This window comes from Verrucomicrobiia bacterium, assembly GCA_019634625.1.
In the GTDB taxonomy this organism is placed as follows: domain Bacteria; phylum Verrucomicrobiota; class Verrucomicrobiia; order Limisphaerales; family CAIMTB01; genus CAIMTB01.
Window position 1 is genome coordinate 12,981 of record JAHCBA010000002.1, and the last position, 23,174, is coordinate 36,154.

The following is a 23,174-nucleotide window of genomic DNA, read 5'->3' on the forward strand; positions in this document are numbered from 1 at the left end:
GAGGTCAGTCCGGGATGGTGATCGAGTTGGAGGCCAGCACCGCGGCGATCTCGAGATCGTCGTGATGCCCGACCACGGTGTAGGCGTAGGCATGACCGCGAATGGCGGGCTGGGTGTCCCAGACCCAGATCCGGTAAGGCCCGGCGGGTTCATCGGAACGGCGCCGGATGGCCAGGAACCGGTCGTGGACATGCATCACGGGATTCAATGGCGCACCCGTCACCTGCACCCGGAAATCCCGCATCAAGGGCGTGATCTGCGTCATCTCGCTCCGCCGGTACGCCGAGGTCTGGTGCCGATACACCACCAGGGGAACGGGCACCGTGAGGTAGGGCAGCAGGGACGTCCCCCGGATCTGCGCGGGAGCGGTGCCGGTGCCGGGGAACAGAAGATCCTCCTCGGCGATGGTGCCGATTTCGACGCGCCCGAATTCCTCCTGGGGATCGTACTCGGCCCGCGGCGAGACGCCGGGAAGGATGGGCGGCACCGGGCGCGCCGGCCACGGCACCTGCGGTCCGCCGGGCGCGCTTCCCTGGACCAGCGACACCGGGACCTCGTCGCTCCAGGGACCGTAGGCGACAGACACCACCCCGTTGTCGGCCACATGCGAACGCAGGGCGCGAACCCGGACCCGGTACTCCAGCGCGGACAACAGTCCGAAGCCCTGCCCGAACTCCGGCCCGCCTTCCCCGAACCCGGCCGGAATCCTCGGCGACCGGTACAATCCGTACTCGGTGGCGATGACTTCCTGGGCGCCCGGCACGACCAGCCACGCCACCTCCGGGGCTCCGGGCGGCGGCGGCAGGAAGGCGATCTCGAATCGTTCAAGGCCCGGCGGCGGACAGAACCATTCCACCACGGACGGCACGACGACGGGCGGTTGGACCGGGCCGGGAAGGGCCATGGCCCGGGTGATCTCGGGTTTCGGCATCGGTTCGGTGCCCAGGGTCTCCACACAACCCAGCCTGGCGATGGCACTGGCATTGCCGTCGCCATCGAAGACCTGGGCGTAATAGCAAAGCGTCGCGGGCGTGGCCGGGGTCGCCGTGTCGCACCATTCGGAATCCGGGAACTTCCCGCTCTCGACCTGGACCAGCCGCGGGTAACCCTCCGTCCGCCGGTACACGCGCCATTCCACCGCCCCGGGCACGGGCTCCACGACTCCGCAGACCCCGGTGATGCCGCCGCCTTCGGGATCGACGGGATCGGCGAAGCCGGGCTGGCAGGGCCACGGACGCGGCGCGCAGTCGAGCGCGGCGGTCCAGCGATGCAGCGGCACCGCGCCCGCGGACGTCAGGCTGAGACCCTGGATCCAGGGTGAGGCATGGCCTCCCGCGGTGCCGAACCGCGCCTCGAGCCGGAAGCTGGCAAATCCCGACAGGTCCAATGCGGGCAGCGTTCCGGGCCACACCGTGTCGAAGTGATACTGCCCCAGCACCGTGCCGCTGAGCCCGTCGCGAATCAGCGCCCAGACGATTCCCGGGTCGCCGGGGAGCAATTCGATGGGAACCGCACTCGCGGGTCCGGCCTGGCCGGTCACGGCTGTGAAGGCCCCCGTCACCAGGCAGCACCGGGTGAGAATGCGTCCGCCCGGCACACCGGGGGCGCTCCAGTCGCGCAGCACTCCGAACGCCGGCGCTCCGGGGCCGCTGAGATTGCCGTGGCCGGCCGGGGAGGGGCAGGCGGCAAAGGCCTCGTTGCGGATCGTGTACCAGAAGGTGCGCCCCGCATCGCCGGGCAGCGCAGGGGCGGGCGGCGCGGTGGGAAGCTGGATCGAACCGTCATCCAGCCATTCCACCCGGGCCGAGGCACCGGCGTTCGGCAGGCGGACCAGGAGATTCGAGATCGACGGCTGCCCGGCGTGGCGCAACGCGTCATCATGGGAGTTCCATCGATACACCCAGTAGTGCGAGATCACCTGCGGGTCTTCGCGGGCCCAGGACACGACCAGATCCTCGCCGCCCTGCTGGGTCGCCTCGTCGTACCGGGGCCGGTTGTCCACCCGGACCTCGCGCGGGACCAGTGGCGGCATCCGGTCGCACACCACGACGTCCAGGCCCGCACTTGGAACCCCCGCGCGCCGGAAGTGGTCGAGGGCCGCCACGTAATAGGTCACCTCCTCGCCGGGGGCGAAGGGTTCACCGCCCTCCTCGAACCGGAGCAGGTTCGCCGAATCCCGATCGTCGGCGATGTAGTACAGATCCGGCGGAGGCGGCGCCGGGCAGGCAAAGGTCAGATCGGGCAGAACCGGACTCCGGTTAACCGGAACGATGAGACCCGAGGCGATCCCGTCGGCGAGACCGGCCGGATCCAGCGCGGCGGGCGGAGGCGCTCCCTGCGCCGCCACCCAGGCGCTGCGATGCACACGGTAGAGCTGGAACCCGGCGACGTGAAGGGACCGCAATGCCAGCGCCTGCGGGGTGCACCAGCGCAGCAGCACCCGCAGATGTCCGCGCGGACTGGGATCGACCGCCTCGGAGAGCATCCCCGGCGCCGGAAGCGCGGCCGGTTGCAGTCCGGAAGTCAGGCTCGACACCACCACGCCCTCGGTGTCGGTGGTCGGGTCGAATTCGCGAAGTTCAAACGTGGACACTTCGCTGCTCGGGACCTGGGCGAGGTAGGCCCGTCCGAGGGCCATCGCCAGGGGCGGATGCAGTCGCGGCAGATGATCGTAGAACAACTGCTCCGGGAATCCCGTCAGCGGCGAGGTCATCGCCAGGGCGATCTTCTCCGCCAGCGACACCCCGGCCGGAGGATCGGGCAGCACGCCTTCGAGAGCGGTCTCCAGCGTGTCCAGGTCGAACCCTGCCGCCGCGGCTTCGGCCAGGATTCCCTGCAAGGTGGGCACATGGGCGATCGGTTGGACCACCGCGAGCAGCGAGAAAGCACCGGCATCCCCCGGAGGACCCGGCTTGCGGCGCACGGCGTAGGCCGGCGCGAGTTCATAGCCGTCCAGCGGCTGCCACAGGAGCAGCACCTGATGGTGTCCGGGTGCGGACGCCGGCCCCACCTGGGCCACGGCCCCCAGCATGGGCGTCGCGGCCTTCATCGGGGTGGGAGCCAGGGCGCCAATCAGGGCGAGCAGGCAGGTGAGGGCGCCCAGCCGTTGAACCCGGCGCCGCCGGAAGGGGTCGGGAAGGCGGCATTCCCGCGACGTGGACTCGGGGACGGATGGCATCGGAGGGAGTGAATGGGGGATCATGTTAATCATTGAGGTTCCAGCCCTGGCCCTCGACATGTTCGGCCTGAATGCCGACGTCGAACCCGACACACAACGGGCAGATACCCACCTTGCCCGACAGTTCGGCCCCGCCGACATAGCGGTAGAGCCCGCCCGAGATTCCGCCCTGGAGGAAGGCGCTCCCCCGCACCTTGACCAGGCACAGGTACTCGGCGGAGACGCCTCCCTCGAGACGGCCGCCCACCTCAACATTGGCGAAGTCATAGTTGGAGTCCTGCACCCAGGCCCGGATCCCGGCCGTCACCGAACCGCGGTAAAGGCACGCCAGTGACGCCATCGGAACCGTCGCCTCGCCGAACACATAGATTCCCGTGAACGCATGCCCCGGTCCGACCGGCCCCCCCAGCACGAACCCGGCGTCCGGATCCCAGGAGAAGGCATCGAAGGTGCACGTCCGCCCGATCACCACGCCGCCCGCGGTGTCGATGACGGTGTTCCCGATCCCGAAGCCGCCGCGCGCCCAGGCGCTGACATAGAACTCCTGCACGGCCGGTCCGATCGAGAGTGTCGCGGAGAACTCCTGCAACCCGAGCCCGGGCATGCTGAACCCCTGCTGTTCGAGTTCGAGCCCGCCCGCCAACTGCAACAGCTCGCCATCCTCGGTCCGGGTGAATTTCGACTGCACGGTGATTCTGGATCCGCCGAACATCGAGGCCGGCCCGAGGGACGAACCGAGCAGGATTTCGTTCACCCGGCCGGGCACGCCGCCCCAGCAGCCCACCGGCCCGTCGGAAGTCAGTTCACGGAACTGGTAGAAACCGGTGAACTCGACGGGGATCTGCACGCCGGGCACCGGGGTGGGCAGGTTGATGACGGCCCGGTTGTCGATGCGGAGCTGGGTGAGGCGGTCGCCCCGGATCTGCGCGCGGCCATCCCAGTTCACCGACTCGACCACACTCGAGAACGACTTCACCGGCTGGATGGCATCGATCAGTTCCTCGAGGGCCACCATGGCGATGGCGACAATCTGGTCGTTGATCGCCTGGAAGGCGGTGTCCAGCGCGGACCGCACGGCCGAGTCGGTGTTGTACACCCACGACCGGAACACCGCCTGGAGGTTCGCCGAGACCGGCGTGGCGGCGAAGGCGTCGCGCAGTTCGAGCCGCACCCGGGCGCGAAGTTCCTCCACCGAATAGGCGCCCGGATCGTGGCCGTACCCGCCCTTCAGCCAGGTGCCGATCCGCTGCTTGAGCAGGTTCGACATCTGCACGTATTCGGCCAGCGGCGTGAAGACGGTGTCGCGAAGCTGGGCGAAGAACATCTGTCCCTGTTCGAGCGCCGCGATCAGTTGCCCGATGGACACCTCGAGTTCGGCAATGGCCTCGCGAATCTCAAGGAGCCGTCCCACCGCGCCCACCCCGGGACCGCCGTCGAACTCGAGCTCGGCCAGCACTTCGTCCCGCAGCCCGGCCGGCAGGGCATCGACATCGATCCCCACCGCTTCGAGGCCCGCCACGATCAGCGTCTCGGCCTGCTGCAAGGTCATCAGGACCTGCCGAACGGTCTCCAGCGTGCCGATGGCCGAGGACAGCGCCTGGCTCGCCTGATCGGTCAGATTGAGGGCGGCGTCCGCGGCGTCGGCGAGACCCGAGAGCGTTCCGGACAACGGGTCGCCAAGGTGCTCGTCGAGCGCGGCGTCAATGGCCGCCGCCGCGCCGTTGGCCGGCAACTGCGCCACCAGCGGCACCACCACGGTCTGCTCCAGCGCGGGCAGGATGACCTCGTCCAGAAGCTGTCGTATCTGCGAGTCGAGCAGGGCCGCCAGGCGGTCCAGTCCGGCGCGAATGCTCTCGACCGCCGCGTTCTCGAGATGCCCGGTGATCCACGACGCACCCTCCTCGACCAGCAGTTCCGGGGCCGCCAGCAGGCTGAGGTTCAGAAAGGCGCTGAACCGCAGATCCGCCAGTTCCGCGTTGAGCCGTTCCACCTCGCTGTCGGAACCCAGCACCACCAGGTCGATCCCTTCGGGTTCCGGCGACCGGAACGATCGGGTCAGCGGATCGAACCGGACCGCGTAGTCGAACGGCACGGTGCCGAACCACACCTGTTGCGCGCGGGGCAGATGGGTGTTGCCGGTCCGGTAGGCCTCGACCTCCTGGCCCGGGGGATACCCGCGATGGTTGGCATCGAACCCGGCCTGGTTGAAGAAGGTGTTCCCCGCCGCAGCCCAGCCGCCCTTGAGAAACAGCGGCGGCTCCGGGGTGGCCGATGACCCGAGGATATGCCCGTGCACGGTGAGGTCGCGGAAGAAGCTCACGCCGGCCGCACCCGCGACGTTGATCCATCCGGGGCCGGCGGTGAATGCGGCGTAGTCGTTGAAGTAGGTCCGCCGCACCGCACTGAACGGATACCCCGCCAGGTCCACCATCGGGCTCAGAACCAGGTGACTCTCGCGACCGAGCGCGTCGGTGGCGACCAGCGTCCCGTCCGGACGCGGATAGAGAAACCCGGCGGGTTCCTCGTCGAGATGCGCCACATCGGCGGTGATGCCGAGTTCGAGCAGCGCGTCGTCGGTGGCGCAGGGTTCGTTCGGGTCGTGGGTGAACCGCAGGGACCGCGTGACGATCCGGGTCGCGCTCCAGTAGGCCAGTTGCTTCTGGGTGTCGGCCGGATCGATCTGCCCGTCGGTCAGGTTGCCGCAGCAGTTGAGCATCAGCCGGTCGAAGGCCTGCGCGAATCCGGTCGGGTACGGAAGTTGCACCGACCCGTCGATGCGGCTGTCGTGCGGCGTGTTGCCCAGGAAGCTCAGTCCGAAGCTCGACAGACTGACGTCGTACCCGTAGGCCGGCAGTTGATGCGGGCCTTCGGAGGATTCGTGGATGCCCGCGACGCCGGAGAGACGCGCGTAGTACTTCGAGTGGGTCGCCAGCGGATAGATCGGTGTCTCGCCTCCGCCCACCCTCGATCGCGCCTGCAACCCCGCGAAATGCCGGAAGTTGAACCCGGCATAGTCCCCGGCTCCCGCCAGGTAAGCCGCCGTCCCCGGATGTTCCAGGGCGTAACCCTGATCCGCCCGGAGGCCGCTCAACAGGTACCGCGCCGGATTGAACGCCAGCGGCGCCTCGCCCGGTTCGTCCACGGTCTCATTGCCGTCGCCGGGGTGATCGAAGCCGTCCGCGTGCGGCACCCACGACCCCGGCAGGTAGAACCGGGCGCGGGCGAACGGATCGGTGCGGTGTGTCGGCCCGCCAGCGTTGCGCCCGATCTCGAGGTGCCGTTCGACCTCCGGTTCGACCGCCGTGGGGAGCAGATCCCCTTCCGCCCAAAGTCCCGCCGACGGCGTGAACCGCACGGTCGTCGTGGCCAGTTGCATGCCCTGAACCGGCTCCGGCAGCGCCCCGAACGCCCCCACGTCCCGGCAGCCCTTCCCGTACAGCACCCGGACCATCGCGCCCGGCAGCGTCGAGTCCTCGGGATCCACCCGGTTGTTCACGATCCGCATCGTTCCCCCCGCCGCGGCACGCACGGCGGACAACGGGAAGTGACCGAAAAAGTCGCCCGGGTTGAATCGCAGTTCGGTGGTGATCCCGCCCGTCCATCCCGGGCGGATGACCAGGTCGGACGCCGCCGTCGGCCGCAGCAGGAACCAGACGCCGTCGTTGCTCTCCGGCAGGTCCCCGCTGCCCAGCGTGTCGATCCATTCCTGGTAATGCACCTGTCGCAGATACCGAGTCGAAGGCGCGGTCAGGATCAGGACGCCGTCCCGCCACGCCCACTGCGACGACTCGAACTCGACCGGGTATGTCTCGGCCAGGAACTGCATCGGCACCCCCGACGTTCCGCTGGCAGGCCCCACCGGGCGGAGGTTCGCATCAAGGGGGATCGCGGCTCCGGTGAGGGCGAAGGTCGGACGCAAGCGCCGTTCGTTCGACTGACGCCAGCCGAGACCGGGCGGCAGGTCCAGGGTCAGGGAAACCGTCGTCAGTCCGTTCGTCCCCAGCACCGCCGGGCCCCGCTGTCCCGTCCATCCCGACAGGTCGAAGGCATCCGCCGGGCCCACTTCAACCGCACCGGCCAGCACCTGAAGATTCCCCCGGCTGTTCCGCTGCACCGTCAGCGGCGGAGGCGTCGCCGGCGTATGGACGCCGGTGTGCCCCTGGGCCGTGGTGACCGACCCGACCTGGAGGTTCCACTGGGAGTTCCCGAGGTACACCGGCTCGGCCGCCAGCGTGTTCAGCGTCGCCGAGACCTCGCCAAACAGGATCGACCCGGTGAAATGCGCGAACCGGTACGGGCCGAAATTCCGCGTCGCATCCCGCACATAGACTCCCGTTGCCAGGTCGTCCACGTGCTCGAGCGTCACCGTCAGCGTGTACTCCTCCGTGTCGGACAACACCGTCCCGGGATCGAGTTCGAGGGTCTCCGTGAAGGGAATGCTCGCCACCCCGGGCACGTTGCGGATCACGGTCAGCTCCGTCGTCAGGAAGGGACGTCCGCCGCTGCTGAGTCCCACCGTGATGCGGACCGGCGTGTCCTGCGCGGGACAGGGGCCGATGACACCCCCAAGGGAGATGCAGGTCGAATTGCGCTGAATCACGCCGGACACCTCCACCACCAGCCGGTCCCGTGCGGGATCGGATTCGAGCAGATAGCGCGCGGGCAGATGGAGGTTGGGCCCGCTCAGGGAGATCCCGGCCGGGGCGGCCTGGACTGCGGCGCCCAGCGGCAGGATCAGGGCGAGCACGCCGAAGGCAATCGACCGTAAAGCGCGCCACACCCCGGTCCTCCGGTGTCGTCGCGCCACGCCATCCTCGCAAGTCGAGGTCATGGGATGATCCTGCGCAGCGCACCATGAAAGTGGGATGAACCGCGGATGAAACCGGCTTAATGCAGTCGTGTTCGCCCCCTCGCTGCACTTCCGGAGGGACTTCATCCGGAGGGACGAGATCTGCGAGTCCTCCATCCCATCGCACCATTCCCCTGCGGCCTCGTGGAACTCGGCCCTGACGGCTGGGTGTACACGCTTCAGCGTGAGCCTCCCAAATGACCCAGACACGCTAAAGCGTGCACACCCAACGATGGGTGGCCAAACCCGGAACCATCCTTCCATCCACCCCTGCGGCCCCCGGATCGCCCGAACACGGCTGGTCACGGGGCGGGGCGCGATGTCAGTCTGGGCGGGTCACAAGGACGCGATGAGCACGAGGCCGTTTCTCAGCGGGGTAATCGAGGGATTCTATGGGGAACCGTGGTCGGTCGAGCAGCGGGAACGGTTGTTCCGGAGGATGCGCGCATGGGGTCTGAACACCTATTTCTACGCGCCCAAGGACGACCTCCAGCACCGGGCACTGTGGCGCGAGCCGTACGACACCGCCGGCGCCGCGCGGCTGGGCGACGTGATCCGGGCCTGCCAGGCGCAGGGCTTGCGGTTTGTCTATGGCCTGGCACCCGGACTGGACATCGCCTACAGCGACCCCGCCGAGGTGCGCCGCCTGGAGGCGCGCTGCGGTCAATTGATGGATCTGGGATGCCGGGATTTCGCATTGCTGTTCGATGACATTCCGGACGGGATGAGCGAGGCGGATCGACGGACCCACGGCACGTTCGCCAGGGCGCAGGCCGCCGTCGCGACCCGTCTCTGGAAGCACGTCACCGGGCGCGCCGGAGGCCGGTTCCTGTTCTGTCCCACACCCTATTGCGAACGGATGGTCCGGGCCGGATTGGGCGGGGATCAATACCTCGAAACCCTCGGGACCCACCTGCCGGGCGACATCGATGTGCTGTGGACCGGACCGGAGATCGTATCCCGCGAGATCACCGTGGCGTCCCTGGAAGCGCTGGCCCGCCGGATCGGCCGCGCCCCGATGCTGTGGGACAACCTGCACGCCAACGACTACGACCTGCGGCGCCTTTACCTGGGTCCGTATTCCGGTCGGGATCCGGCCGTGCGGGGCGCGGTGTCCGGCGTGCTGAGCAATCCCAACTGCGAGTTCGAAGCGAACTGGGTCGCCTTGCGGACACTCGCCCTGTGGATCGAGGCGGACCCGGCCCGGGGCTGGGATCCCCGGGAGGCGTACCTCCAAGCCCTGCGCGAATGGTGGCCGGCCTGGGACAGCGCCCGCCAACCCATCGCCTTCGAGGATCTCGTGCTGCTGGGAGACTGCCTCTACCTGCCGTATGAAAACGGCGCCGGAGCCGTGACGCTGGCCTGGGACGCGGCCTGGCTCCTGGCGAACCCGGCTGCGTCCTGGGGCGAACGGGTGGCGGCGTTCCGGGATCGGGCCAGCCGGCTGGTGCGACTGTTCGAGCGCCTCAGTGAACTGCGGGATCGCGGACTCTTCTATGCCCTCAACCGTCGGGCCTGGGAGGTGAAGGAGGAGATGACCCTCCTCCTGGGAGCCGTGGCGGCTCTCGAACAGAACGGGACACTGGAAGGGTTCCGATCGGACTTCCACCTGCCGCACACCTTCCGTGGAGGATTCATGCGAAGCCTGGAAACCCTGCTGGTCGCGACCCACGAAGGCGGATTCCGGCCAGGTCCGGGCCTGGCACACCCTCCGGTCGAAGAAGACCGGACCTTACCGACAGGCGCCCCCGCGACGATCGTGGAGGGCAAGGGCGACGGGTCGTTCCGGTTGCGGCCCTTTCGGCCCGGCGACGAGGCGGGAGCCTATGAAGTATGTCTCAAAACCGGGGATCACGGAGCGGACGGCGAACCGTTCTACCGGGAGGATCCGGACGCCCTGGGGCGGATCTATGTGGGACCTTATCTCGCCTTCGAGCCCGACCTCGCATGGATTCTGGAGGACGACGCCGGAGTGGCCGGCTATGTGCTGGGAGCACTGGACTCGAAGGCCTTCTACCGGCGCTACACCGGGGAATGGTGCCCGGCCCTGGCCCGGACGTTTCCCGAGCCGACTGGCGACCCGTCGGGTTGGACCCGGGTGCAGCAGGCGCATTTCCTCTACCATCATCCGGAGACCTACTGCCCCGAGCCTTACGACGCCTTCCCGTCGCACCTCCATATCGATCTGCTGCCGCGCGCCCAGGGACGCGGCTGGGGCCGCCGCATGATTGGCGCACTTCTGGAGCGCCTGCGACAGGGGGGGTCGCCCGGCGTCCATCTCGGTGTCTCCTGGAGGAATTCGCGCGCGGAGGTGTTCTACCGGCGGCTCGGCTTTCGCGAACTGACCCGCACAGGCACACCCGACGACGGAGCCATCTACCTGGGGCTTTCCCTGAAACCCGATGCGGACCGGACCTGACAGCAGGGAGCCGGGGCGGGCCGGGATCCTGATCGGCATCGATGGCGGCGGAACCCGCAGCCGCGGCCGTGCGGTCAGCCCCGAGGGACAGGTACTGGGCGAAGCGGAAGGCGGCCCCCTCAATCCCTTCACCACCTCCGTGGCAACCTTCCGTCAGTCGCTCCGCGGTCTCGTCGAGGCGCTGATGGGAGGGCTCGGATCCCGATGCGAGATTGCCGCCGCGGTGGTGGGCACCGCCGCCCTCTTCGACCGGCCGGACCCGGCGCGAATTCCCGAATGGATCGGGGGAATCCTTGAGGAACCTCGCACCCGCGTGGTGGGCGACGCGGTGACCGCCCTGTACGGAGCGACCGGAGGAAGACCAGGGTGCCTGGTGATCGCCGGCACCGGCTCCCTGGCCGCGAGGCTCGATGCCGACGGCGGGTTCCGGTTCCACGGTGGACTGGGCCCGGTGGTGCAGTCAGACCCGGGCAGCGCGCTCTGGATGGCGGCCCGGGCGCTGCAACTCGCCCAGCGCGAGGAAGCCACGATGGGTTCCGCCGGATCCGGCGCCCTGGGCCGCACCGTCTGCCGTCACCTGGATGCCGACCGCGTCGGCGCCGCCGTCATGACGTTGTACTCCGCTCCGGACGTCGCCCGCCGCCTGGCCGGCTTGAGCGCCCGGTTGGCGGCCATGACGCCGCGGCTGCCGGAATGGGAATCCATTGAGTCTGCCGCGGGCCTGGCCCTGGCGGACCTCGTCCTGCCCCTGTTGACCGGGCCCTTGTCGTCCGCACCCCGGACCGTGCATATCACCGGCAGCGTGTTGACCGGCAACCCTCGAGTACGGGAAGCCCTGCGCGCGGAACTGGCAGCACGGCTGGAACGTCCGGTGACACTGGCCGCCCCGGAAGGCGATGCCGTGGATGGCGCGGTCGGGTTGGCACGGAGGGCGCTGGAGGAGTTCCACCAATCCGGGACCCAGGCAAGCGCCGTGCGGACCGGGTTAAGCCTTGACCCGACCTGACCCGCCCCTAGTCTCGCCGGGCCGATACTCAACCCGCCCCCAATCTCCAGACGCCAGACTCAAGCGCATTGTGAAACCTGAGAACGTGCTCGTTGTCGAGGACGCCGCGATACGTCCTTATTTACGTTCCAAATTCAATACGGATGACCTGTCCGGGCTGTATGACACCATCCTGAGGAGTCACATTTTTAGAGGGCGCGATCTGGTCGAGGATGACCCTGGCTTCAAGCAGATCATACCGTATGTCCTGGTCGGACACGACCGCTCGTATCTATTGGCCCGGAGGGGCCGGAAACAATCGGAATCCCGGCTGCATGACAAGTACTCACTGGGAATCGGTGGCCACATTAATGATTGCGAGGCACGGGAGGACGGCCGCGACATGATTCTCGCCGGACTCGAACGTGAGTTAAGCGAGGAGATCCGTCTCTTTGGGAACAGGCTGTCCCTGGATCTGGTGGGGGCGATTTTGGACGATTCGACGGAAGTGGGCAGGGTGCATCTTGGACTGGTGTATCTGCTCAGGGTGGACAGTCCTGACTACACCGTCCAGGAACCCGACCTGATGTCCGTACAATGGGCCGATGTGCCAACCCTGAGGCAGCACTATGCCCTGATGGAGTCGTGGTCTCAGATCGCATTTTCATCGGTCGTCGAGAAGGTCGAGCCCGCCATGGCGGGATGATGCTCGTCCCGGAAAGCCGGGTTCCACGAGGCCGCAGGGGAGGGGTGCAATGGATTGAGGACTCGCAGAACTCGTCCCTCCGATTCGCTGCCTCCTCACCCACGACTTCGGGACGCACCGTTCGCAGCAGACCTCGGTCTCGGTCTCGGTCTCGGTCTCGGTCTCGGTCTCGGTCTCGGTCTCGGTCTCGGTCTCGGTCTCGGTCTCGGTCTCGGTCTCGGTCTCGTACTCGTAATCGCCCGCCCCAATTCCCATGCGGAATGGGAAGTCCGAACAGGATCGAACCCGTCGGGCGGGCCATGAGGCGACGCTGAAACGGTGCGCCTGCGAGTCGAGGACGAGGACGATTACGAGTACCGCCCTTCGGGCTGAGTACGAGGACCGAGGGGGGGGAAATGGTGTGGAGCGTCGGTTCTCGACGCGAGGCGGGTGGGCGCTACTCTGACGGGACTTCTCGACGCCGAACGCCCGGAGCCGGATGGGATGCTGAATCCGGCGACCCTGAGTGTCGCGGTCCCGATGCGACTGGGGGCGGCCGCAGGTCGCGGGCGGTGGGCGCGAGAGCACCCGAAATGGAACAGCAGCAATGCGAGAGTGGCTCCGGTCGATGGGGGCTCGCCGCCGTGGTGGTGGCGGGCCTCGCTCTTTTGAGCACCGGCTGCGGACGTCCGGTCGAGTCGGGCCGCGCGGTTCGGCCGGAGCGGGAGGCGGTCGAGGTGACGGTGGGGACGGCGGACTGGCGGCCGATGGAGCGGACGTTGACGGTGCTGGGGACGCTGCGGGCGCTGGACCGGGCGACGTTGAGCATCAAGACGAGCGGGCGGGTGCGCGAGGTGGGGGTGGACGTGGGGAGCGTGGCGCGGGCGGGGGATGCGGTGGTGCGTTTGGAGGAGCGTGACTACGAACTGCGCGTGCGTCAGGCGGCGGCGCAATTGTCGCAATCGCGGGCGCGCCTGGGTCTGCCACTGGCGGGAGACGACGACTCGGTGGATCCGGAGTCGATCGGGGTGGTGCGCGAGGCGCGGGTGCGGTTCGAGGAGGCAGCCAGCAATCTGGAGCGGGTGCGGCGGCTGGAGACGGAGCGGATCAGTTCCACGGCCGAGTTGGAACGGGCGACGGCGGAGCATGACGTGCAGCGCCAGCGTTACCTGGACGCCCTGCAGGAGGTGCTGGAGCGGCAGGCGATCCTCGGTCAGCGGCGGGTCGAGTACGAGATGGCGCGGCAGTTGCTGGCGGACACGGTGTTGCGGGCGCCGTTCGACGGCGTGGTCCAGGAGCGCCTGACGAGTCCGGGGGAGTACGTGAGCGTGGGGAATCCGGTGATGACGCTGGTGCGGACGGATCCGTTGCGGCTCCAGGCGGAGGTGCCGGAGCGGCTGGCGCACTGGGTACGGACGGGGTTGACGGTGCGGATGACGCTGGAAGGGGAAGCGAAGCGGTTTGCGACCCGGATCGCCCGGGTGAGTCCGGCACTGGATGAACGGACCCGGATGCTGCGGATCGAGGCGGACCTGGTGAACCCGGGGCATTTGCGGCCTGGCCAGTTTGCGCGGGTCGAGGTGGTGGTGGAGGAGGCGGCCCCGGCGTTGACGGTTCCCGAGGACGCGCTGGAGGTGTTTGCGGGCACGGAGAAGGTGTTTGTGGTGGTCGGGGGGAAGGTGGAGGAACGGCGGGTGGTGGTGGGGCGGCGCGAGGGGGGATGGCTGGAGGTGCTCGAGGGCGTGGAAGCGGGGGCCCGGGTGGTGCGGCGTCCGGAAGGGCTGGAGTCCGGCGTTCCCGTACGCATTGCGGGCGGGGACGCGGCCGAAGCGGGCAGGGAGGGAGTGTCGTAGAGGAGCCGGGAAGACGCGATTCGAACCCAGGAACGACGAGACATGGAACAACTGGCGGCCACCTGCATCCGACGCCCGGTCTTCGCGGCGATGCTGATTCTCGCGCTGGTGGTGGTGGGGAGCACCAGTTACCTGAAGCTCGGCGTGGACCGGCTTCCGTCGGTGGATCTGCCGACGGTCCGGGTGAGTACGGTGCTGCCCGGAGCGTCGCCGGCGGAGGTGGAGGCACAGATTTCCCGGCCGATCGAGGAGGTGGTGAACACGGTGGCGGGGATCAGCGAACTCCGTTCGATCTCGGGCCAGGGCAGTTCGATCGTGGTCGTCACGTTCGAGCTGGACCAGAACATCGAGACGGCGGCGCAGGATGTGCGGGACCGGGTGGCGACGGTGACGCGGAGGCTGCCGCGTGAGGCGCTGGCGCCGGTGGTGTCGAAGTTCGACAACGACCAGTCGCCGATCATGACGTTGTCGCTGGCGGGGAATCGGTCGTTGCGGGAATTGACGGAGCTGGCGGACAAGGTGGTGAAGGTGCAGATCGAGCGGGCGAGCGGGGTGGGCGGGGTGCAGATCGAGGGCCAGGCCACGCGGGCGGTGAACCTGTGGATCGAGGCGGACCGGCTGGCGGCCTACGGCTTGCCGGTGACCGTGGTGCGGGATGCCTTGAACCGGCAGAACGTGGACATCCCCGGGGGGAACGTGACAGCCGACGTGCGGGAACGGGCGCTGCGGACGCTGGGGCGTTTCACGGAGGCGTCGCAGTTCGATGACCTGGTGGTGGCCACGCGGGATGGACATGCGGTGCGGCTTCGGGACATCGGGCGGGCGGAGGACGGCGTCAAGGAACAGCGTTCGATCACGCGGTTGAACGGGGAACCGGCGGTGATTCTCGAGGTGCGCCGCCAGTCGGGGGCCAACACGGTGGCCGTGATCGAGGCGGTGAAGGAGCGGTTGCCGGGACTGGAGGCGCAACTGCCCTCGGACGTGCGGTTCGAGGTGATCCGGGACCAGTCGCGGTACATCTACCAGGCGCTGCACGAGATCCAGGTGCACCTGGTGCTGGGAAGCATCCTGGCCTCGATCGTGGTGCTGGTGTTCATGCGGAACTGGCGCTCGACGCTCATCGCGGCGGTGGCCATTCCAACCTCGGTCATTGCCACCTTCGGGATGATGTGGGCGCTGGATTTCACGTTGAACAGCGTGACCATGCTGGCGCTGGTGCTGATGGTGGGGATCGTCATCGACGATGCGATCGTGGTGCTGGAGAACATCTTCCGGTTCATCGAGGAGAAGGGGATGTCGCCCTTCGACGCGGCGCGGGAGGCGACGTCGGAGATCGCGCTGGCGGTGATGGCCACGACCTTCAGCCTGGTGGTCATCTTCGTGCCGGTGTCGTTCATGTCGAGCATCTCGGGCCGCTTCCTCTTCCAGTTCGGCATCACGGCGGCGGTGGCGGTGCTGGTGAGCCTGCTGGTGTCGTTCACCCTCACGCCGATGATGAGCGCCCGGCTGCTGCGGCGGACGGATGGCGGTACGGGCCACGAGGCGCGGTCGCGGAAGGGATTCTATGCCTCGCTCGAAGCCAAGTACCTGAGCCTGTTGCGGTGGGCCATGCGGCACCGGGGCTGGGTGGCGCTGAGCGCGGTGGGCGTGGTGCTGACCTCGATCCCGCTCTACCGGATGGTGCCGCAGGAGTACATCCCGACGGACATCGACGAGGGGGAGTTCGAGGTCCGGGTGACAGCGCCGGAGGGTACGGCGATGGTGTCCATGGATGCGGCGATGCGGGAGCTTGAGGACGTGGTACGGCGCACGGACGGTGTGGAACTGGTGCTGGCCACCACCGGGGGCGGGTTTCTCGGCAGCATCAACAACGGGCGGATGTATGTCCGGCTGGTGCCGTTCGAGGAACGTCGTTTCACCCTGACCCGGCTGCTGCGCGAGACGGTGCGGTTGCGTCCGTGGCGGGCCTTCGAAGGGACCCGGACCCAGGCGGCGGTGATGCGCGAGGTGCGGCAGCGGCTGCGGAGGCCGGGCCTGCGGGCGTCGGTGAGCAACATCGCCTCGTTCAACTTCGGGGGGTCGCGGTGGGACATCGACTTCGCGTTCCTGGGTCCGGAGCTGGAGAAGTTGTCGGAGTACGCGGAGGCGTTGCGGGCGCGCTCGGAGGAACTCGGGCTCCAGGATGCGGACACCACGCTGAAACTCGACAAGCCCGAAGTGCGGGTGGCGATCGACCGCGACCGCGCCTCGGCGTTGAATGTGGCCACGGCCGACATCGCGGATGCGCTGCGGCTCATGGTCGGGGGCGACAATGAGGTCTCGCGGTTTCGGGATCTCAGGATGAACGAGGATTACGATGTGACGTTGCGGCTGACCGCTCCGGATCGCGATGGGGTGGAACCGATCTCGCGGCTCTTCGTGCCGGACCGCAGCGGGGGCCTGGTGCGGCTGGACAACGTGGTGCGTCTGGAGACGGTCGAGACGGCGTCGCGGATCGACCGGCTGGACCGGCAACGGCAGGTAAGCCTGCGGTCGGGCATCGCACCAGGCTACGCGCTGGCGGACCGGCTTGAGGCGCTGCGCCAGGCGGCGGCGGAGATGAACCTGCCGCCCGGTTACTCGACGCGGGTGGCGGGGCGCGGACGGGAACTGGAGCGGACCTTCAATGAGTTTCTGTGGGCGTTCCTGCTCTCGGTGATCTTCATGTACATGATCCTGGCGGCGCAGTACGAGAGTCTGGTCCATCCGTTCACCATCCTGCTTTCGCTGCCGTTGTCGGTGCCCTTCGCGCTGTTCTCGTTATGGGTCACGAACAGCACACTCAACCTCTATTCCGCACTGGGGCTGCTGGTGCTGTTCGGGGTGGTGAAGAAGAACGCCATTCTGCAGATCGACCACATGAACACCCTGCGCCGCATGGGGCGCGAACGGCTGGAGGCGATCCTCGAGGGGAATCGGGACCGGTTGCGCCCCATCCTGATGACCACCCTGTCGCTGGTGGGCGGCATGCTGCCTCTGGCGTTGGGCACGGGACCGGGCGCGGATGAACGCCGGTCGATCGCGATCGTGGTGATCGGGGGCCAGTCGCTGGCGCTGCTCCTGACGCTGCTGGTGACTCCGGTGGCCTACTCGTGGCTGGACGACCTCGGCCAATGGGTCCGGGGACGCACCCGGCGTCTCGCCCCCACCCCCCCGTTGACGGGGCCCGTGTATGGAAAATGACCGGGGTCAGGGAAGTGGATCGCTCGATGGGGCGCTTCCGGACGTTGGCGTTTGGAGGATTGGAGGGGTTTTACTTCAGAGGAGGGTGCGAAGTGGCGCATGGAGCGCGGAGTGAAGGCGAAGAGTTGCCCGGAGCACGGTTCGCATTAGGCTGCCGGCCGTGATTCGCCATGGGTTCATCCTGTTAGGGCTTGCCGCGGCGCTGGGCGTCCCGGCGGGCGCAAGTTCCCCTCCTATGAAGACCGTCCCCGTGACCGCACCCGCATCCACCACCGCCGACGCGCCGCAGGAGCACGAGCGCATCACCTTCGGCGGCGGCTGCTTCTGGTGCATCGAAGCCGTGTTCCAGCGGCTCAATGGCGTGGTCGGCGTGGTCTCCGGTTACGCGGGCGGAACGGTCTCCAATCCGACCTACGAGGCGGTGACAACGGGGAAGACCGGTCATGCCGAGGTGGTACAACTGACCTTCGACCCCGTACGGGTGAGCTACGAGACGCTGCTCAAGGTCTTCTGGGCCGCCCACGACCCCACCTCCGTCCTCGAGGAGGACACGGTCATCCGGGGCAAGCGTTATCCGAAGGGCACCGCCTACCAGGGGGCTGATGTCGGGGACCATTACCGTTCCATCATCCTCTACGAGACCGACTCCCAGCGGGTCGCCGCCGAGGCGTCCCGGATCGAGGCCCAGAAGGACTTCAAGAAGCCGATCGCCACCCAGATTGTGCCGCTCAAGGCGTTCTATCGGGCGGAGGATTACCACCAGAATTACTACAACCTGAACAAGGGCCAGAACCCCTACTGCGGGTACGTGATCACCCCCAAGCTCCAGAAGCTGCTGCGGGATGGCCTGATTGCCGCGGAGTCGGTCATTCCCTGAACGCCGGATGGGAGGGCGGCGCGGTATCCGGAGGTTCCTTCCGGGAAAGGTGCCGGATGATCCACGCGGCAGCCGCAAAGCCAAATGCCCCGGTCACGAAGGACGCCGAGCCGTAACCCCATTCGCAACCCAGTCGGCGCAGCCCCTCTTCCGCCATGGATGAGTCGCCCGGGGCAGCGCATTCGACAGGCTCCTCGGGAACGACAGGCGGTTCGGGCGAATAAACGCACGGGATTCCCGCCCGGCGTCCAGGCGCGGCCAGCCGATGGTGCCGTCTCAGTCGGCGTCGCAGCTCGGCCAGCAAGCGGTCATGGGTCACCTGGTTGAGGTCCGCCACCTGGATGCGGGTCGGATCAAGCCGGCCACCCGCAGCCCCGCACGCGACAATCGGAAGGTGCCGTTGGACCGCCCCCGCGATCAGGAGCGCCTTGTTCGAAACCGCATCGATCGCATCCACCACGGCGTCCAGGTCCTGGTCAAGCAACCGATCGGCGTTGGCGGCGGTGAAGAAGGTCACCTGCGGGCTGACGCGGCAGCCGGGATGAATCGAGATGACGCGTTCGGCCAGAATCTCGGCCTTGAATCGGCCAAGCGTACCATCCAGGGCAGGAAGTTGGCGGTTGACGTTGCTCAGGCAGACTTCGTCGAGGTCGATCAGGGTAAGGCGACCGATCCCCGATCGGGCCAGAGCCTCGACCGCCCAGGACCCGACGCCGCCCAGTCCCACAACGGCCACGTGCGCCCGGGACAGCCGGGCCAATCCTTCACGACCCACCAGACGCCCAACGCCGGCAAACCGGACCTGGAACGGGTCGGTCATGAACGGGGGGAGGGGGGTGCCATCCCCGGTTCGCCCATACGGAACGTCAAGACGGACCCGGGGCCTTCGGGGTCGTTCGGCCGGGCCTTCCAAACCCCATCCGAAACGCCCGCGGGGGAAGACGGGATACCGCGGGGCCCGGGGGACCGGGGGGCGCGGGTCAGCCCAGCACCGGCTTCAATACCGGGACCGCCATCAACGCATGCTGATCCCGCGCATCCACCAGCAGGCGCGCTCCCGGACGGGTAAAGCAGTATCGCTGACCCGTGAAGGGGCCTTTGAGAACCAGGGCCGTTCGGCCCACATACTCGAACCATGCATCAGTCTTGGGGGAAACCATGGCCCACCTCCAGTGGATCCGGGGCGGCAACGAGCCAAACGGCCCGGGCGATGTCGCGCCCGGGCGGGCGCTCGGATCGACGCCTGTCGGCATCCGCATCATGTCGTTCCTGTCACCTCGGCGGCCTCATCGGACCCGCCGTGGGCACTGCTCGTCCGGGGATCCGGCCGCTGGTTCCCCACCCCCACACTCCTTTGGCGTACTCGCGTCGGAAAACGGGGGTACGGGGAATTTTCTTACAGCAAAAATCCACGGAACCGTGCTTAGCGCAATTCGGATACGCCAATTGCCGGAACCAATCTTCCCTGTGCCAAGGTTGCGGCAGAGCCCGATCCGAACACCCAGAAAGTCATTTTAGTCACTGTTTATAAACACTTTACGTTGCAATTATTGGGTCCGTCCGGGCCCCGGAAATGATCCCGGAAAGGCCTCTGGAGCGGGGATGCATCCCAGCCAGCTTCGGAGTAAAATTCGGTGTTGCTGATGCCACAATTCCGTGACAGCTCTCACATGTTCCACGACATCCCAGCCCGGGGTCGAAGGTGTCCACAGAGTGTCGGGGCAGTGGCTGCGCTTCGAAGGAAGGCACTCCGGCTCCGCGGATTCGACCCTCGGAGTTCGGAAATCGGCCCGCACCAAGGGGTTCAGTCCCGGCGGTCCCCCTGATCCGGGGGCGTATCCAGGGAGCTGTGTAGCTGCTTCGGGTCCGGCGCTTTCGGGCCAAAGAGGACACGACAGAGGCACCAGAGGAAGAGCGCGGTGACACCTCCGACGGAAACCAGCATGACCAACCAACCGGCAAGGCTCATGGGGAATCGGCCTCCTGTCCGTTTTGTATGCGATCCCAGCGGCGACCGGCGGCCCGGGTCACCAGGAGGGCAAAGACGATCACGACGGCAATGACGCCGACGCTGAGGCGGGCGACGGTACTGGGGGGATGGTCGGGGCCTCCGACGAGGTCCAGGACGTAGCTGGAGGGTGTCCAATGACCCGTCTGCGGGTTCCAGCCCAGCACGTTGAAGAAGACCCAGAGGAGGAAGATGCCGATGAGGTAGATCGGCGAGACGTACTTGATGATGCCCTTGAACAGATCCGGGATGCGCAGGTGGGCTCCCCGATGGGCCTCGCGCCACGCCGTTTCGATGCCAACGACCCATCCGAAAACGATGATGAGCACCGTGGCGAGGACGAAGATGAGGAAGGTCCCCACCCAGAAGTCGATGGTATCGAGGGCCTTGATGTCCTTGCTGAAGTACACGACGAAGAGGCAGCCGAGAGCGGTGATGGCCCCGAGGAGGGTGACCGACTGTTTCCGGTTCAATCCAAGGCCTTCCTCGAGGAAGGCGATGCCGGGCTGCAGCATCGACAGCGAGCTGGTGATGGCCGCGAGGAACAGTAGGGCAAAGAAGGCGAACCCGAAGAACTGGCCCAGGGGCATGTTGGCGAGGACCACCGGAAGGACATTGAAGCCGAGACCAAAGGTCCCCTGGCCCACCACGCCGGCGGCTCCGAGGAAGATAAAGGCGGCGGGCACGGTGATCATGCCGCCCAGGGCCACTTCGCAGAACTCGTTGGCGCTGGAGGCCGTAAGGCCGCTGAGGACGATGTCATCGCGGTTGGAGAGGTAACTGGCGTAGGTGACGATCACGCCGAACCCGACCGAAAGGGAGAAGAAGATCTGTCCCGCGGCCGCCAGCCAGAGTTGGGGATTGAGGAGCTGGTGTGCCACGTCCCCGGGATTCCACATGAACCCAAGCCCGGTCAGGACATTGCGGTCGGGCTGGGAGGGGTCGGGGGTGCCAAGGGTGAGCACGCGAACGAGAATGATGAGCGCGAGCACGATCAGGGCGGGCATGGCAAACTTGCAGAATGTCTCGATGCCACGAGACAGGCCCCGGTAGATGACGATGAAGTTGATGACGAACACCAGCACGAGGAAAAGCACCACCTGGTTGCCCCCGGCGCCCATAACCAGTCCGTCCTCATGGAACCCGATGAATCCGCGCCAGAAATCGGTATAGGCCCGGGGGTCCTTGCCAAGATCCAGGGACCCGGTCAGGAAGGCCCAGGCATACCCGGCGCACCAGGCCTCGACGTACACGTAGTACATGTAGATCGTGACTGGGATGATGGCTCCCAAGGCCCCGATGTACTTGCCCGCAGGGTGCCGGATAAGGGCGTAGAAGATCCCGGCGCTGGAGCGAAAACCCTTTTGCCCTGCGTAACGGCCCAGTGTCCACTCGGCCCAGCAGATTGGGATACCGATCAGCACGAGCGAGATGAAATAGGCGATCATGAACGCCCCGCTCCCGTACTGGGCCGCCAGGCCAGGGAAGCGGAGGAAATTGCCCAAGCCGACCGCGCTCCCGGCGACCGCCATGATCACGCCGAGGCGAGAGCCCCATCCCTCCAGTTGTCTGCCCGCACGCACGGGACGCTCTCTTAAGGCTCTTGCCCGCAGGGAACCAGAACAATCGCCCGGGAATCCGATCGTCCCGGATCCTTCGCGAACGTCCTGGCTTGAGGATCGCCGAGCTCATTCGCTGCGGCCTATGCAGCGTCCACCAGATGCCGGGATAGGAGCAGGGAGCGCGGCGTCAATCAACAAGTCGTCTGACTATTTATTTTACTGGCCAATTAATGAGCCCGACATTTTAACGTTGTCTGATCGTAAAATTGGCAGGCGTTGTGCTGTTGACTCTCCTCAGCGACAAAGTCATCGGCGGTGGCCTTATGGCATTTTGGGTGGAGGTCGGGACAGCAGGCGAGGGAGCGCTGGGTCAAAATACTAATGCCTGACCCAATAGTGCTAACAAAGGACCGCCTGCCTTTCATCTACATTCGTCAAAAACATAGCGCCTGACTTATTGACAATGTTGACCGCGAGGCCGGAAGGGTGGGGTGCTTTGGGTGCGGACTTGCGGAGCCCGTTCCTCCGGATTCGCTGCCTCCTCACCCGCAACTTGGGGAGGGGTACCGCAGCCATACCCCCGTGTCCGGATCCGATTCCATACCCCGACACGCCAGAGCGCGGAGTTCCAACTGCCGGTCTCCATTCCCCCAACCCTGTCGCCACCGGACGATTCGGACGACCGTCCGACCGATGCCGCGATCCCGATGCTTTTCGATTCGTGGCTGGCAGGCCGGGCCGGGCTGGATAGGGTAGGGACTCGCATTGCCATGAGAGGTGAGCCTGGTGAAGCCGGTGGGGAATTTAGGACGACGCACTGGTCCTGCGTGTTGCAGGCCGGAAGGGAGGGTGAACCGAGGGCCGAAGAGGCGCTCGATCAGCTCTGCCAGGTGTATTGGCGTCCGATCTACGCGTTTGTACGGCGCCGGGGATACCCGGCCCATGAGGCGGAGGACCTGGTGCAAAGTTTCTTCCTGGGGTTGCTGCGCCGCAAAGGCCTGCAGAGGGCGGATCCGGCACAGGGACGTTTCCGGGCCTTCCTGCTCACCTCGCTGAACCATCATCTGGCCAATGAGTGGGCCAAAGGCCAGCGGTTGAAGCGCGGAGGCGGCGCGCTGCCGATCTCGATCGATGCGCAGGCGGAGGAGGAGCGGTACCTGGCCGAACCTGCGGACGAGGCCAGCCCGGAACGCCTGTTCGAACGGCGCTGGGCCGAAATCGTCCTGGAACGGGTCACCCAACGGGTTCGAGCGGACCTCGTTGCCGCCGGCCAGGAGCAGCGATTCGAGGTGCTGCGGGGCTTTCTCCTGGGCGATGCGCCAGGGCTCAGCTATGACGAGGCGGGGCGCCGCCTCGGGTTGAGCATCGCCGCGGTCACCTCCGCCATCCATCGCCTTCGGTCCCGATACCGGGAGTTCTTCCTGGATGAAATTGCGCGGACGGTGGCGGAACCGGCCGAAGTGGATGACGAAATCCGTTACCTGGCCCGGGCGCTGGCCTCCTAGTGCCCCGGGGTTCCCGCCCAATGCGAAAGGA

At 67.1% G+C, this 23,174-nt stretch carries 12 protein-coding genes; 7 read left to right on the plus strand and 5 right to left on the minus strand.

All coding sequences use genetic code 11. The features are described 5' to 3' along the window. Positions 1-4: 4 nt before the first annotated feature. Positions 5-3,178: a hypothetical protein gene (locus tag KF833_01230; protein MBX3743907.1), complete on the minus strand. Its 3,174-nt coding sequence runs from the start codon at positions 3,176-3,178 to the stop codon at positions 5-7. Between the two features lie 25 nt (positions 3,179-3,203). Continuing rightward, a complete protein-coding gene (locus KF833_01235) occupies positions 3,204-8,009 on the minus strand; it encodes a hypothetical protein (protein ID MBX3743908.1) in 4,806 nt (1,601 codons plus the stop codon). A gap of 367 nt (positions 8,010-8,376) precedes the next feature. Between KF833_01235 and KF833_01240 the strand changes: the two genes are divergently transcribed. The 6 genes from KF833_01240 to msrA all read left to right on the plus strand — a co-directional run bounded on the left by KF833_01240 (position 8,377) and on the right by msrA (position 18,068). Next, a complete protein-coding gene (locus KF833_01240; protein MBX3743909.1) occupies positions 8,377-10,446 on the plus strand; it encodes a GNAT family N-acetyltransferase in 2,070 nt (689 codons plus the stop codon). Next, positions 10,430-11,452, plus strand: a complete 1,023-nt coding sequence (locus KF833_01245; protein ID MBX3743910.1) for a hypothetical protein — start codon at positions 10,430-10,432, stop codon at positions 11,450-11,452. The genes KF833_01240 and KF833_01245 overlap by 17 nt, the downstream gene beginning before the upstream one ends. Positions 11,453-11,522: 70 nt before the next feature. Beyond that, positions 11,523-12,137 carry a hypothetical protein gene (locus tag KF833_01250; GenBank protein ID MBX3743911.1) on the plus strand — a complete coding sequence of 205 codons (615 nt, stop codon included), beginning with the start codon at positions 11,523-11,525 and terminating at the stop codon, positions 12,135-12,137. A gap of 572 nt (positions 12,138-12,709) precedes the next feature. Beyond that, the gene (locus KF833_01255) at positions 12,710-13,969 is read left to right on the plus strand and encodes an efflux RND transporter periplasmic adaptor subunit (protein MBX3743912.1); all 1,260 of its coding nucleotides are present in this window, start codon (positions 12,710-12,712) and stop codon (positions 13,967-13,969) included. A 42-nt stretch (positions 13,970-14,011) separates the two neighbouring features. Beyond that, the gene (locus KF833_01260; GenBank protein ID MBX3743913.1) at positions 14,012-17,191 is read left to right on the plus strand and encodes an efflux RND transporter permease subunit; all 3,180 of its coding nucleotides are present in this window, start codon (positions 14,012-14,014) and stop codon (positions 17,189-17,191) included. A gap of 235 nt (positions 17,192-17,426) precedes the next feature. Next, positions 17,427-18,068: a peptide-methionine (S)-S-oxide reductase MsrA gene (gene msrA / locus KF833_01265; GenBank protein ID MBX3743914.1), complete on the plus strand. Its 642-nt coding sequence runs from the start codon at positions 17,427-17,429 to the stop codon at positions 18,066-18,068. Here the strand turns inward: msrA and KF833_01270 are convergent. The 3 genes from KF833_01270 to KF833_01280 all read right to left on the minus strand — a co-directional run bounded on the left by KF833_01270 (position 18,058) and on the right by KF833_01280 (position 21,608). Then, positions 18,058-18,888, minus strand: a complete 831-nt coding sequence (locus tag KF833_01270; GenBank protein ID MBX3743915.1) for a tRNA threonylcarbamoyladenosine dehydratase — start codon at positions 18,886-18,888, stop codon at positions 18,058-18,060. The two genes, msrA and KF833_01270, sit on opposite strands and share 11 nt — an antisense overlap. A 160-nt stretch (positions 18,889-19,048) precedes the next feature. After that, positions 19,049-19,228 (minus strand): hypothetical protein, encoded by a 180-nt coding sequence (locus KF833_01275; protein MBX3743916.1) that lies wholly within the window; start codon positions 19,226-19,228, stop codon positions 19,049-19,051. An 805-nt stretch (positions 19,229-20,033) separates the two neighbouring features. Continuing rightward, complete coding sequence (locus tag KF833_01280; GenBank protein MBX3743917.1) at positions 20,034-21,608, minus strand: sodium-dependent transporter; 1,575 nt, start codon at positions 21,606-21,608, stop codon at positions 20,034-20,036. An 800-nt stretch (positions 21,609-22,408) separates the two neighbouring features. On the opposite strand from KF833_01280, the gene KF833_01285 reads away from it, so the two are divergent. Further along, on the plus strand, positions 22,409-23,143 hold the full coding sequence (locus KF833_01285; protein MBX3743918.1) for a sigma-70 family RNA polymerase sigma factor: 735 nt from the start codon (positions 22,409-22,411) through the stop codon (positions 23,141-23,143). Positions 23,144-23,174: the final 31 nt, after the last annotated feature.